The sequence below is a fragment of the Pseudomonas oryzae genome, from assembly GCF_900104805.1.
Lineage (GTDB): Bacteria > Pseudomonadota > Gammaproteobacteria > Pseudomonadales > Pseudomonadaceae > Geopseudomonas > Geopseudomonas oryzae.
Window position 1 is genome coordinate 3,994,645 of the sequence record NZ_LT629751.1, and the last position, 12,784, is coordinate 4,007,428.

The following is a 12,784-nucleotide window of genomic DNA, read 5'->3' on the forward strand; positions in this document are numbered from 1 at the left end:
GGCGGCTGTCGCCCGCGGCGTGGCCCGCCCGCGCGCTCACTCCTTGTGCCGCAGTGCCTGCACCCCGCGGCTCTGCGGATCGAAGCCGTCCAGACGCATCTGTTCGGCGAAGGCGGGCAGCGCCGCGGCGGCGGAGAGAAACTGCGCGCGGGCCGCCGGCCAGTCGTCCGGACGCAGGCGCACCAGCCAGCCGGCGCCGTAGCAGTCGCGGTTGATCAGCCCCGGCTGTTCCGCCAGTACCGGGTTGCCGGTCAGCAGCTCGCCGGCCAGCGGACTGCGCGCCGAGCAGGCGGCCTTGGCGAACTCGACCACGCCGAAGCTGCGTTCGGCGTCGACGTGTAGGCCGGCGCGCTTGGCGGTGAAGGCGAAGATCTGCCCGTACAGCGCGCAGCCGTAGGCGGTCAGGCCGAGGGTCACGCTGCCATCGGCCTCCTCGCGCAGCCACAGGTTGTGCGCCGGCGCATACAGGCGGTCGGCGGGGAAGGGCAGGCCGTGCAGGTTGAGGGGCTCGCTCATCGGCACTCCAGGCGTTCAGAGGGTCAGCACGCGGTCGTACTCGAGGATCATCTGCGCCAGCTCGCCGCCGCTGGCGCTGCTCTCCACCTCGTCGATCAGCCGGTACTCGTGCAGCGGCACGCCCGGCGCACGACACATCAGCAGGCGCGCGCCGGCGCTGCGCGCCTGACGGATGAAGTGGCGGATCGGCTCGCCGCCGTCGATGGCGCAAAGCGTGTCGGCGATTTCGCTGCGGGCCAGTTGCACGCCCTCGCCGGTGAGGAACAGGGTCACCTCGGCGTCCATGCAGGCGAGCAGGGTGGCGATGTGGAACGGCGCGGCGCAGCGCAGCGGCGTGCTCGGGCCGCTGGCGACCAGGATCAGGATGCGCTGGCCCATGGCGCTCAGCGCCCCCGCGGCGGGTACTGGGCGAGGATCTTCGCCACACTGTCGTGGATCGCCCGGCTGCGCTCGGCCGGCGACTTCTGCCCGGAACGGAGGATCTGCGCTGCGCTGCCGCGCCAGATCAGCCGGCCGTCGCGATCGAGGAAGTCGAGCTGCAGGGTGCCCACCTGATAGTCGAGGGTGCGCACCTCTGTGTGGCCGGGGTAGCCCCACATGCCGCCCCAGTAGCCGCCGCCGTAGTAACCGCCGTAGTAGGTGGCGACCTGCTGCTGGCGCTGGTCGACGATCAGGAATGCCTGCACGAGGAAGTCGGCGGCCGCGGCGCTGGCAGCCTGGCGCAGGCCGCGTTGCTCGAGCTGCTGGCCGACCGCCTCGCGCAGCCGCTGGGCGGTGAGGTCGCTGCTCAGGCGCGGGTCGTTCGGTCGGTACTGCACGGCCGGCTCCTGCCAGGCCCAGCTCTGCAGGCTGGTGAAGTTGCGGTTGGGGTCGTAGTCGCTGTCGAGCTGCACGGTCTGGCAGGCGGGCAGGGCGAGCAGGGCGGCGACAAACAGCAGGCGGTGCAGCATGGTGGTGCTCCCGTCGGCGCTGAGGGCCGACTCTGTTGTTCCAGTGTGGCGCGCCGCCGGCCAGGGTCAAGGCGGCGGGAAGCTGCTCAGCGCCTCGGCCACCGCGCGGCGCAGGCTGTCGGCGATGCTGGCCGGGCCGTCGCCGGCGCGCACCGCTTCGCCGTTGCCGCTCCACACACGCACGCCGCTCTGCGCGTCGAACAGTTCGAGCCGCACCACCTCGACGGGGAAGCTGACGATGCGCACGATGGGCACCGGGGTGGTTCCCCAGTAGCCGGCGTGGCGGTCGTAGATGGCGAAGCCGTCGCCATAGGCCGGCTCGTCGAAGATCTGCCGCTGGTGGATGCTGGTGCGCTGCAGCACCCGGAGTTCCAGGGTGGCCGGTGCCTGCGCGGTGGCCGGGCGCAGGCCGCGCTGGTCGAGCGCGGCGCTGACGATGCCGGCCAGCGGCTCGTCGATCGCCATGCCCCATTGCCAGTTGCGGTAGCGACCGAGGTCGAGTGGCGGCGGTGGATAGCTGCCGGGGTCGGCCCGCACCGCCGCCTGCGGATCGCTGGGTGTCGGCGGGTAGGGCAGGTGGCTCGCGCTGTAGGGATTGTCGCGGCAGCCGGCGAGACTGGCGACGAGCAGCAGGGCGAGGCAGCGACGCATGCTGGTGACTCTCAGCTACGTGGCCGGCACAGCCAGTGCAGGTAGCGACCGAGCCCGGCGAAGGCCGGATGGCGGCGGTAGGCCAGCTCCATCTCCAGCAGGTCGCCCAGTTCGGCGCGGCCCTGGAACTCGGCCGGCATGTAGTCGTGGAACACCCGCACGCCGCTGCGCTGCTCGACGGCGAACCAGTCGTCGAGCTGGCCGGCCAGCTCGCGCGGATCGAGCGGGCGCTGCGGGGTCAGGCTCTGCCCCTCGCCGGCGAAGCGCTCCTTGCGCAGCTTGCGGAAGTGGCCCTTGAGCAGGTTGCGGTAGATCAGCGCGTCACGGTTGTAGAAGGCCAGCGACAGCCAGCCGCCTGCCGCGGTGAGCTGGTGCAGTACCGGCAGGATCGCCGGCGGCTCGGCCAGCCACTCCAGCACGGCATGGCACAGTACCAGGTCGAAGGGTTGCTCGAAGCGGCCGAGCAGCTCCTGCCAGGGCGCCTGGACGAAGGCGGCCTGCCGTCCGGCCGCGGCGAAGCGCGCACGGGCGCCGTCGAGCATCGGCGCGGCCGGCTCGGCGAGGGTCACCGCGTGACCGTGCTCGGCCAGCCACAGGCTCATGTGGCCGAGGCCGGCGCCGACGTCGAGCACACGCAGCGGGCGCTGCGGCAGCGCTTCCTTGAGGTCGGCCTGCAGCACGGCGAGGCGAATGGCGCCCTTGGCGCCGCCGTAGATCTTCTCGGCGAAGCGGGTGGCCAGCTCGTCGAAGTGGCGGTCGGGCAGAGGCATGTCGATCCCGCTCATCGCTTGTAGCGCCTTTCGGTGTCGGCCAATTTGGCGCGCACCACCTGGTCCAGGTCCAGACCGAGCTCGCCGCACAGCAGCAACAGGTAGAGCACCACGTCGCCGATCTCCTGACCGGCATGTTCCAGCTGCTCTGCCGGCAGGGCGCGTGCCTCGTCCTCGCTCAGCCACTGGAAGATCTCCACCAGCTCGGCCATTTCCACGCTGGCGGCCATGGTCAGGTTCTTCGGGCTGTGGAAGCGCCGCCAGTCGTTGTGGTCGCGGATGGCGTGCAGGCGGCGGGTCAGTTCGTCGATGTTCATGGGCGCTCCTTGAATGGAGCATAGCTTCGACCGCTGGCGCTCGGCAGGCAAGTGGCGGTCAGTGGCGCGGGTTGTCCAGTTCGCCGCTGAACAGCTCGTCTTCCAGGTTGTCGCCCGGAATCGCGTGCTCCTCGGCGGCCCAGGCGCCGAGATCGATCAGCTTGCAGCGCTCGCAGCAGAACGGGCGGAACGGGTTGTCGGCAGCCCATTCCACCTGCGCGCCGCAGGTCGGACAGGCGACGGTCAGCGGCTTCTTCATCAGCGGCCTCCTCGCAAGGTCAGGTAGTAGTCGTGCAGGCGCTCGACCTCGCGCTGCAGCCAGGCCAGGTCGCGATCGTTGACCAGCACGTCGTGGGCATGCCGCAGGCGCTCCTCGCGGCTGGCCTGGGCCTGCAGGATGGCGCGGACCTGTGCCTCGGGCACACGGTCGCGGGCGAGTGTACGCTCGACCTGCAGCTGTTCCGGCACGTCCACCACCAGCACGCGCTGGGTCATCTGCCGCTGCGGCACGGACTCGACCAGCAGCGGCGACACCAGGATGGCGTAGGGCGAGCGGGCCTCTTCCAGCACACTGCGGATTTCCTCGCGGATCAGCGGGTGCAACAGCTGCTCCAGCCACTGACGCTCCTCCGGCACCTGGAAGATCCGCGCACGCAGGGCGGCGCGGTCGAGATGGCCGCTGTCCTGGAGGATCTGCTCGCCGAAGCGGTCGACGATATGGGTCAGCGCCGGGCGTCCCGGTTCCACGACCCAGCGCGCTGCCTGGTCGGCATCGACCTGATGCACGCCGAGGCTGGCGAAGTGGCTGGCCGCGGCGCTCTTGCCACTGCCGATGCCGCCGGTGAGGCCGAGAATCCAGGGTTTCATGGGGAAGAGAAGATCCGTTGCCGCGATGGGCGCATTATCGCCCGGTTGGCGGCGGGCCTCCACAGGAGGGTGAGTCACCGTTCGGAAGCAGGGTGCGCATGGCGCACCCTACGTTCAACCCAGCCCGGCGAAGCGCAGGTAGCTGCCGGTGATCGCATCGCCCCACAGCAGGGCGATCCAGCCGGCGAGCGCCAGGTAGGGACCGAACGGCAGCGGCGTGCCGCTGTCGGCGCTGCGCAGGCGCAGGATGATGATGCCGAGCACCGCGCCGACCACCGAGGAGAGCAGGATGGTCAGCGGCAGGATCTGCCAGCCGCCCCAGGCGCCGAGCATGGCCAGCAGCTTGAAGTCGCCGTAGCCCATGCCCTCCTTGCCGGTCACCAGCTTGAACAGCCAGTACACCGACCACAGGCTGAGATAGCCGGCCACCGCACCCCAGAAGGCATCGCTCGGACTGGCCAGCAGCCCGGACTGGTTGACGATCAGCCCCAGCCACAGCAGCGGCAGTACCAGCACGTCGGGCAGCAGCTGGTGGTCTGCGTCGATCAGGCTCATCGCCAGCAGGCCCCAGGTCAGCAGCAGTACCGCACCGGTGGCCCAGGAGAAACCGAACTGCCAGGCGACCACGGCAGACAGCACACCGCAGGTCAGCTCGACCAGCGGGTAGCGCAGGCTGATCGGCGCCTTGCAACCGGCGCAGCGTCCCCGCAGCAGCAGCCAGCTGAGGATTGGGATGTTCTCCCAGGCGCGGATCTGGTGCCCGCAGTGCGGGCAGTGCGAGTCCGGCAGCAGCAGGTTGAAACGCTCGGCCGGTTCGACCGACTGCAGTTCCAGTACCTCGCGCGCCTGCGCCTGCCAGTCGCGCTGCATCATCACCGGCAGGCGGTAGACCACCACGTTGAGGAAGCTGCCGACCAGCAGGCCGAGGATGGCGGTGCAGAAAACAAAGGCCAGCGCGTGGCTGGCCAGAAAGTCGAGAATGTTCATCGATCAGACGACGGCACCCAGCTGGAAGATCGGCAGGTACATGGCGATGATCAGGCCGCCGACCAGTACGCCGAGCACGGCCATGATCATCGGCTCCATCAGCGTGGTCAGGTTGTCGACCATGTTGTCCACCTCCGCCTCGTAGTATTCGGCAACCTTGTCCAGCATGCTGTCCAGCGAACCGGACTCCTCGCCGATAGAGGCCATCTGCACGGCCATGGCCGGGAACACGCCAGTGGCGCGCATCGAGAAATTCAGTTGCATGCCGGTGGAAACGTCCTGCTTGATGCGGTTGACCGCTTCGCGGAACACCACGTTGCCGGCGGCGCCGGCGACCGAGTCGAGAGCTTCGACCAGTGGCACGCCGGCAGCGAAGGTGGTGGACAGGGTGCGCGCGTAGCGGGCCACGGCGCTCTTGTAGGTGATATCCCCGACGAGCGGCATTTTGAGCACGGTACGATCCACTTGATTACGGAATTTCTCCGAGCGCCTGTGGACTTCCTTGAAGGCGTAACCAATAGCTATGATCGCGACCAGGACGATCAGCCACCATTCCTGCAGCATCTCCGAGAGATTGATCACCATCTGGGTGAAGGCCGGCAGCTCGGCGCCGAAATTGGCGAATACTTCCTGGAATTGCGGCACGACCTTGATAAGCAGAATGGCCGAGACGATCAGGGCGACCACGATGACCGCGATCGGATAGGTCATTGCCTTCTTCACCTTGGCCTTGAGCGCCTCGGTCTTTTCCTTGTAGGTGGCAATGCGGTCGAGCAGGGTTTCCAAGGCGCCGGACTGTTCGCCCGACTCCACCAGATTGCAGTAGAGATCGTCGAAGTACAGCGGCTTCTTGCGCAATGAACTGGCCAGGCTGTTACCGGCGGCCACTTCCTGCTTGATATCCAGCACCAGGGCACGCATGTTCTGGTTTTCCACGCCGTCGGCGATGATGTCGAACGACTGCAGGAGCGGAACGCCGGACTTCATCATGGTCGCCATCTGCCGGGTGAACAGGGCAATATCGATGGGTTTGATCTTCTTGCCCTTGCCCAGTAACGAGCCGGTCTTCTTCTTCACCTTGAGCGGGTTGATACCCTGCTTGCGCAGTTGCGCCTTGGCCAGAGCCGGATCCTGGGCGCTGATCTCGCCCTTGACCTTGGCTCCTTTGCGGTCGGTGCCTTCCCAGACGAAGGTGCTGTTCTGTAACGCTTTTGCCGCCATGGTTAATCCTTGGTCACGCGGTTGACTTCCTCGAGGCTGGTCATGCCTTGCATGGCCTTGAGCAGGCCCGAGGTGCGCAGATCGTTGAAGCCTTCTTCGCGGGCCTTGGCCGCGATTTCGATGGAATTGCCTTCTTCCATGATAATGCGCTGCAATGCCGGCGTGATTTTAACCACTTCATAAATACCCACTCGGCCCTTGTAGCCGCCCTTGCAGACGTCACAGCCCACCGGCTGGTACAACTTGAACTTGCCGATCTGCTCCTCGGGGAAGCCTTCCTTGAGCAGCGTCTCGCGCGGTACGTCATGCACCTTCTTGCACGCCGGGCAGAGGCGGCGGGCCAGACGCTGGGCGATGATCAGGTTGACCGATGTCGCGATGTTGAATGCCGGTACGCCCATGTTGCGCAGGCGGGTGAGGGTTTCCGGGGCGCTGTTGGTGTGCAGGGTGGACATCACCATGTGGCCGGTCTGCGCGGCCTTGACGGCGATTTCGGCGGTTTCCAGGTCGCGGATCTCGCCGACCATGATCACGTCCGGGTCCTGACGCAGGAAGGCGCGCAGCGCCTGGGAGAAGTCCATACCCTGCTTGGGATTGACGTTGACCTGGTTGATACCTTCCAGGTTGATCTCCACCGGGTCTTCGGCGGTGGAGATGTTGATGTCCGGGGTGTTGAGGATATTCAGGCCGGTATAGAGGGAAACCGTCTTGCCCGAACCGGTGGGGCCGGTGACCAGGATCATGCCTTGCGGCTGGCTCAGTGCCTTGAGGTACAGCTCCTTCTGCTCTTCCTCGTAACCGAGGGCGTCGATACCCATCTGCGCGCTGGAGGGGTCGAGAATCCGCATCACGATCTTCTCGCCCCACAGGGTGGGCAGGGTGTTGACGCGGAAGTCGATGGCCTTGTTGGCGGAGATCTTCAGCTTGATTCGCCCATCCTGCGGCTTGCGCCGTTCGGAGATATCCATGGCAGCCATCACCTTGAGGCGTGCGGCGATGCGACTGGCCAGCTGAATCGGTGGGCGAGCCACCTCGTGGAGCATGCCGTCGGTACGGAAGCGCACCCGGTAGGTCTTCTCGTAGGGCTCGAAGTGCAGGTCCGAGGAGCCGCCGCGGATGGCGTCCAGCAGCATCTTGTTGACGAACTTGACTACCGGCGCATCGTCGGCATCGCTGCCGGCCACTGCCTCTTCCTTTTTCTCACCGCTCTGGTCGATGTCTACGCCGTCGAGGTCGACATCGGCCAGGTCCTCCATGCCGCTGGTGCCGGTATCGAAGAACTTGTCGATGGCCTCGCCCAGCTTGTCGTCTTCCACCAACAAGGTTTCCACGGTCAGGCCGATGCTGAACTGGATGTCGCGGATCGCCTGCTGGTTGGTCGGGTCGGAGGCGCCGACGAACAGCAGGTTGCCGCGGCGCAGCAGCGGTAGCACGCGGTGTTCGCGGATCAGCTTCTCACTGACCAGCTCCTTGGGTTGCAGCTCCTTGTCCAGCGCCTTGAGGTCGAAGAGCGGCAGGCCGAACTGCTCGCTGGCCATCTCCGCCAGCGCCCGCGGCTTGACCAGCTTGTTCTGCACCAGGTGGCTGACCAGCGGGACCTTGTTGCGCAGCGCTTCGGCCTGCGCCTGCTGTGCTGTTCTGGCATCCAGCAGCTCGGCGAACACCAGCTGGCGGGCCAGGCCGGTGAGGGCGATGGAGTCGTTCATGGGGGAGGCAACCTGTAAATCCGGTGGCTGCCTTATAGCGCAATGCCGTAGCGCTGCCAATTCCATACGAGCGGTGTGACAAAAAACGGCAGATCCTGGCGCGGATGGGGTTTCATGGGCGGGTGCATGGCCTGCAAACCCCGCAGAACAAGGCTTCTGCAAAGTTGGCATGCGGTCTGCATTAACTCTGGCAGGTCCGCAAGACCTCCTCTCTCTACATGGAGTACTAGTGATGAAAGCTCAACTGCAGAAAGGCTTTACCCTGATTGAATTGATGATCGTGGTCGCGATCATCGGTATCCTGGCTGCCGTCGCCCTGCCGGCCTACCAGGACTACACCATCCGCTCCCGCGTGACCGAAGGCGTCGGCCTGGCCGCCAGTGCCAAGCAGATGATCGGCGAAGTCAATACCGCAGCTGAGCTGACCGCTACCGCTAATACCTGGAACGCCCAGGCCAACGGCACCGGTGCCACCAGTAAGTACGTCACCTCCGTGCAGGTCGATCCCGGCACTGGCGAGATCACCGTCACCTTCAACGAGGCCAACGTCGGTAACATCCCGGCCGCTTCCACCCTGGTCTATACCCCCTACGTACAGACCGGCGTTGCTCCGGTGCAGCTGGCTGCCAACTTCGGTACCGGCAACACCGGCTCCGTCGACTGGGGCTGCGCTTCCGTCAACAACGCCGTCTCCACTGCTCGTAACCTGCCTGCTCTGAATGTCGGTACCCTGCCGCCGCAGTTCGCGCCGAGCGAGTGCCGCTAAGCAGAACGGGTCGCGCCTGATCTGCTTAGCGCCTAGCGCGGCCCTTCTGTCTTGAGTAAAAGACCCCTGATCTAAGGGGTCTTTTGCTTTGTGGGGGATTAAAGATTCGATATGCAGCCGTTTGGAGTTTCGCTCGAGATGGGTATGACGAAGTCGGTGAGTCGTTGGGGCGCTTTTGCTGTCCATCTGCTGATCAGCTTGCTGGTCTTTACCGTGCTGGCCGCGCTGGTATTGTTCTGGCTGTTTCCAGGCAGCTTGTTTCTCTCTGCCGGTGGTTGGGAAGGACTGCGGATCATCGCCGCCGTCGATCTGGTGCTCGGTCCCTGTCTCACCCTGATCGTGTTTAATCCGCGCAAGCCGAGGGCGGAGCTGGTCAGGGACCTGTCGCTGATCGGCCTGGTCCAGGTGCTGGCGCTGGCCGGCGGCTGTTATGTCGTTGCCCAGGCCCGTCCGCTGGCCGTGGTGCACGTGTTCGACACCTTCTACGTGCTCAACCGCGAGGATTACCGGCAGGCGGGACTCGATCCCAGGGTTGTGGACGAACTCGCCGGCTGGACGCCGAGATTTTTCTACCTCGAAGTGCCGGTCAACAAGGCCGACTTCCTGGTCCAGCATACCCAGGCGTTGCTCAATGGCGAGACGCCGCTGCAGCAGCGGGTGGAGCAGTACCGTGAACTGCCTGCCGACCTACAAGCGCTGAAGCAGGTTCTGCGTGTCGGTGACCAGACCGCCGGCGGCTCCTGCCTGCGCGTCGATCTCGAGAGCTCCTACCAGACCGGGTCGGTCTGTTTCGACCTGGAAGCACGCAAGGTCACGGACTTTATCCCAGCCACCTGAGGCGGGGACGCCCGCCATGTGTCTTCTCCGCGCCCCGTTGCGGCACGGGTGTGTCGAGATGCCACCGGCCCGGCGGCTTGCCATTCCGCCAGCTGCTATGGCCTGATTCCCCCATCGAATTTTCAAGGGAATCAAGACCATGAAACCACACCGCGCCGAACGCCTGCGCCACGCCATGCACCATCAGGCCGATGCCCTCGGCAATCTGCTGGTCGAGGGCTTCCACTATCTGGCGCTGTTCGCCATCGGCGGCACAGTGGCCTGGGCGGCGGCGGTGGCGTTCTGGGGGATGGTCGGCAAGGGTGCGGCGAGCATCGACGATATCCTGCTGCTGTTCATCTACCTCGAGCTGGGTGCCATGGTTGGCATCTATTTCAAGACCAACCACATGCCCGTGCGCTTCCTCATCTATGTGGCGATCACCGCGCTGACCCGTCTGCTGATCGCCGATATCCAGCACGAGCACAAGCCGAGCATGGGCATCGTCATGGTCTGCGGGGCGATCCTGCTGCTGGCGGTGTCGACCCTGGTGGTGCGCTATGCCTCGGCGCGCTTCCCGGTGCCGCCGACGGATGGCGGGCGCAAGGGGCTGGATCCGGCCAGTCTGGGCGACAAGCTCTGACGCTGGGGGCGAACCTCACTCGTCGAACCGCCCTTCCAGCCGCACGGCGCGGAACTCCAGGCCGGCGGCGCGATAGCCGGGGCGCAATGGTGGCAACGGCAGGCATTCCGTCCAGTCCCTGCCGGCCAGCACGGTGTGTGGGGCGCGGTAGTGCGGGCTGTCGTAGCGGCTGTCGGCGAGGTTGATGCTGTCGCCGCGCTGGTAGGCGCCGACCTGCCAGCGCAGGTCGTGCAAGGCGGCGTCGCTGCCGTTGTGCAGCCGCGCGCGCAGCGGGCGGTCGGCGGGGCAGACGGCGTCCAGCGCGAGGGTCAGTTCCAGGCGTTCGAGGCGTTGCCGCTGGCGCTGTTCCTGCCAGAGCAGCAGCAGCGCCACCAGACCGAGGGCGAACACCGCTGCCAGGCTGAGCGGCACCGCCCGCGCAGGGTAGCGGATCAGCAGAGCCAGCCAGCTGAGGGTGAGCAGGGCGCCGATCAGCATGCAGTCACCTCCCGTGGGTATCAGTCCTCGGCGTGGTCGCGCAGGAACACCAGCTTGTCCGCGCTCGAGTGCTGTTCAGCGTAGTAGTAGCCGTCGAGATCGAAGCCCTTGAGCGCCTCGGGGTCGCGCAGGCGGTTCTTGATCACGTAGCGCGCCATCAGGCCGCGCGCCTTCTTGGCGTAGAAGCTGATGATCTTGTACTGGCCGTTCTTCAGGTCCTTGAACTCGGTGTCGATGACCCGCGCCTGCACCGCCTTGCGCTTGACCGCGCCGAAGTACTCGTTGGAGGCCAGGTTGAGCAGGATGGCGTCGCCCTGTGCGGCCAGTGCCTGGTTCAGCCAGCCGCTGATGCGCTCGCCCCAGAAGGCGTCGAGGTCCTTGCCGCGCGCGTTGGCCAGTTTGGTGCCCATCTCCAGGCGGTAGGGCTGCATCAGGTCGAGCGGGCGCAGCACGCCGTACAGCCCGGAGAGCATGCGCAGGTGCTGCTGGGCGAAGTCGAAGTCGTCCTCGTCGAAGCTGTCGGCATCCAGCCCGGTGTACACGTCGCCTTTGAAGGCGAGCAGCGCCTGCTTGGCGTTGGCCGGGGTGAACTCCGGCGTCCACTCGGCGAAGCGCGCGGCGTTGAGGCCGGCGAGCTTGTCGGAGAGATGCATCAGCTCGGCGATCTGCGCCGGGGTCAGTTCGCGCAGCTGGGCGATCAGCTCGGCGGAGTGGTCCAGATGCTCGGGCAAGGTGTAGCGCGCGGTGACCGGCGCGTTGCCGTAATCGAGCGTCTTGGCGGGGGAAATCACCATCAGCATGGCGGGGCTCCTCGGACTTTGGCCCGATTCTAGCAGCGCTTTTCCCGTGTGGCTGCGGGCTTGACCTTGCCCCGGGGCAAGGGCGCAAGCTAGTGGCAAAGGCCGACAGGAAGCGTATCGATGGCTGAATGCGATCACTCGCGCTGGGAGTCCTCCCACGACTATCGTCCCCTCGAACGGCGCGCCGAACGCCAGGCTTGGACGGTGGTCGCGCTGACCGGGTTGACCATGCTGGTGGAGATCGTCGCCGGCAGCTGGTTCAACTCCATGGCCCTGCTCGCCGACGGCTGGCACATGGCCTCGCACATGCTGGCCCTGGGCCTTGCCGCGCTGGCCTACCAGATGGCGCGGCGCTACGCGCGCGATCCGCGCTTCGTCTTCGGTACCTGGAAGATCGAGGTGCTCGCCGGCTTCGCCAGCGCCCTGCTGCTGGTCGTGGTGGCCGGGCTGATGGCGCTGGAGTCGCTGGCGCGCCTGTGGCGACCGGAGCCGATCAGCTTCGACCAGGCGCTGTGGGTGGCTGGCATCGGCCTGGTCGTCAACCTCGCCTCGGCCTGGCTGCTGCACGACGAGCACGGCCATGACCATGCTCACGGTCATGGACATGCGCACGGCAGCAGCCACGCTCACCACGACCACGACCACGACCACGACCACGACCACGACCACGACCACGACCACGACCCTGCGCATGCCCATGGCGAGGGACAGGCGCCGGCCGGGCGCGACCTCAACCGCCATGCCGCCTTCCTCCACGTGCTGGCCGATGCGCTGACCTCGGTGGCGGCGATCGCCGCGCTGCTCGGCGGCAAGTACTTCGGCTGGGGCTGGCTGGATCCGCTGATCGGCGTGGTCGGCGCACTGATCATCGCAGTGTGGGCCAGGGGCCTGCTGCGCGAGACCAGCCATGCGCTGCTCGACCGCGAGGCGGACGACGGCGCCCTGGCGCGGAGGGTGCGCGCGCTGGTCGAGGCGGATCCGGACACCGAGGTCACCGACCTGCACCTGTGGCGGGTCGGTCGCGCCCAGTACGCCTGCCTGCTCAGCGTGGTGACCCACGATGGCCTGCAGCCGGACGACTACAAGGCGCGTCTTGCCGTGCTGGGCGAGCTGGTGCACGTCACCATCGAGGTCAATCGCTGCGCCAGCGGCCACCCGCCGCTGGCGACGCACTGAAAAAACAGGAGCAAAAAACTCCTGATGGCCGGCACACCGACGGACGGCCACCTAGACTGCAATCCAGGGGGAATCAACGCGGGGAGGAGGAAGTCAAACCCGGTAATCAATCGGTAAACGT

17 protein-coding genes are annotated in these 12,784 nt (G+C 66.5%); 4 read left to right on the forward strand and 13 right to left on the reverse strand.

Annotated elements, in window-relative coordinates; all coding sequences use genetic code 11:
- Window positions 1-36: 36 nt before the first annotated feature.
- From BLT78_RS18145 to pilB, 11 genes are all read right to left on the reverse strand, one after another.
- Window positions 37-516 (reverse strand): glycine cleavage system protein H, encoded by a 480-nt coding sequence (locus BLT78_RS18145; RefSeq protein WP_090351161.1) that lies wholly within the window; start codon window positions 514-516, stop codon window positions 37-39.
- A gap of 15 nt (window positions 517-531) precedes the next feature.
- Window positions 532-894 (reverse strand): DsrE family protein, encoded by a 363-nt coding sequence (locus BLT78_RS18150; protein ID WP_090351163.1) that lies wholly within the window; start codon window positions 892-894, stop codon window positions 532-534.
- A gap of 5 nt (window positions 895-899) precedes the next feature.
- On the reverse strand, window positions 900-1,466 hold the full coding sequence (locus tag BLT78_RS18155) for a DUF4136 domain-containing protein (RefSeq protein ID WP_090351165.1): 567 nt from the start codon (window positions 1,464-1,466) through the stop codon (window positions 900-902).
- A 66-nt stretch (window positions 1,467-1,532) separates the two neighbouring features.
- A complete protein-coding gene (locus tag BLT78_RS18160; protein WP_090351166.1) occupies window positions 1,533-2,117 on the reverse strand; it encodes a DUF4136 domain-containing protein in 585 nt (194 codons plus the stop codon).
- 11 nt (window positions 2,118-2,128) lie between these two features.
- A complete protein-coding gene (locus BLT78_RS18165) occupies window positions 2,129-2,881 on the reverse strand; it encodes a methyltransferase (RefSeq protein WP_090352397.1) in 753 nt (250 codons plus the stop codon).
- 17 nt (window positions 2,882-2,898) lie between these two features.
- A complete protein-coding gene (locus BLT78_RS18170; protein ID WP_090351168.1) occupies window positions 2,899-3,204 on the reverse strand; it encodes a MazG-like family protein in 306 nt (101 codons plus the stop codon).
- A gap of 58 nt (window positions 3,205-3,262) precedes the next feature.
- Window positions 3,263-3,463, reverse strand: coding sequence for a DNA gyrase inhibitor YacG (gene yacG, locus BLT78_RS18175; protein ID WP_090351170.1), 201 nt, complete (start codon window positions 3,461-3,463; stop codon window positions 3,263-3,265).
- Complete coding sequence (gene coaE / locus BLT78_RS18180) at window positions 3,463-4,071, reverse strand: dephospho-CoA kinase (RefSeq protein WP_090351171.1); 609 nt, start codon at window positions 4,069-4,071, stop codon at window positions 3,463-3,465. The genes yacG and coaE overlap by 1 nt, the downstream gene beginning before the upstream one ends.
- 114 nt (window positions 4,072-4,185) lie before the next feature.
- Entirely contained in the window at window positions 4,186-5,058 is an 873-nt protein-coding gene (locus BLT78_RS18185) for a prepilin peptidase (protein ID WP_090351173.1), read from the reverse strand.
- Between the two features lie 3 nt (window positions 5,059-5,061).
- Window positions 5,062-6,279: a type II secretion system F family protein gene (locus BLT78_RS18190; protein ID WP_090351174.1), complete on the reverse strand. Its 1,218-nt coding sequence runs from the start codon at window positions 6,277-6,279 to the stop codon at window positions 5,062-5,064.
- Between the two features lie 2 nt (window positions 6,280-6,281).
- Complete coding sequence (gene pilB / locus BLT78_RS18195; protein WP_090351175.1) at window positions 6,282-7,985, reverse strand: type IV-A pilus assembly ATPase PilB; 1,704 nt, start codon at window positions 7,983-7,985, stop codon at window positions 6,282-6,284.
- A 232-nt stretch (window positions 7,986-8,217) separates the two neighbouring features.
- Here pilB and BLT78_RS18200 point away from each other — a divergent pair, with 232 nt between their 5' ends.
- From BLT78_RS18200 to BLT78_RS18210, 3 genes are all read left to right on the forward strand, one after another.
- On the forward strand, window positions 8,218-8,751 hold the full coding sequence (locus BLT78_RS18200; protein WP_090351176.1) for a pilin: 534 nt from the start codon (window positions 8,218-8,220) through the stop codon (window positions 8,749-8,751).
- 144 nt (window positions 8,752-8,895) lie between these two features.
- Window positions 8,896-9,588 (forward strand): hypothetical protein, encoded by a 693-nt coding sequence (locus BLT78_RS18205; RefSeq protein ID WP_090352399.1) that lies wholly within the window; start codon window positions 8,896-8,898, stop codon window positions 9,586-9,588.
- 139 nt (window positions 9,589-9,727) lie between these two features.
- Window positions 9,728-10,210 carry a phosphate-starvation-inducible protein PsiE gene (locus BLT78_RS18210; protein ID WP_090351178.1) on the forward strand — a complete coding sequence of 161 codons (483 nt, stop codon included), beginning with the start codon at window positions 9,728-9,730 and terminating at the stop codon, window positions 10,208-10,210.
- A 15-nt stretch (window positions 10,211-10,225) separates the two neighbouring features.
- On the opposite strand, the gene BLT78_RS18215 is transcribed toward BLT78_RS18210, so the two are convergent.
- Together BLT78_RS18215 and yaaA are read right to left on the reverse strand one after the other, a co-directional pair.
- On the reverse strand, window positions 10,226-10,687 hold the full coding sequence (locus tag BLT78_RS18215) for a multidrug transporter (RefSeq protein WP_090351180.1): 462 nt from the start codon (window positions 10,685-10,687) through the stop codon (window positions 10,226-10,228).
- A 20-nt stretch (window positions 10,688-10,707) separates the two neighbouring features.
- The gene (gene yaaA, locus BLT78_RS18220) at window positions 10,708-11,487 is read right to left on the reverse strand and encodes a peroxide stress protein YaaA (protein ID WP_090351181.1); all 780 of its coding nucleotides are present in this window, start codon (window positions 11,485-11,487) and stop codon (window positions 10,708-10,710) included.
- 120 nt (window positions 11,488-11,607) lie between these two features.
- Here yaaA and dmeF point away from each other — a divergent pair, with 120 nt between their 5' ends.
- Window positions 11,608-12,663, forward strand: coding sequence for a CDF family Co(II)/Ni(II) efflux transporter DmeF (gene dmeF, locus BLT78_RS18225; RefSeq protein WP_090351183.1), 1,056 nt, complete (start codon window positions 11,608-11,610; stop codon window positions 12,661-12,663).
- Window positions 12,664-12,784 lie beyond the last annotated feature (121 nt).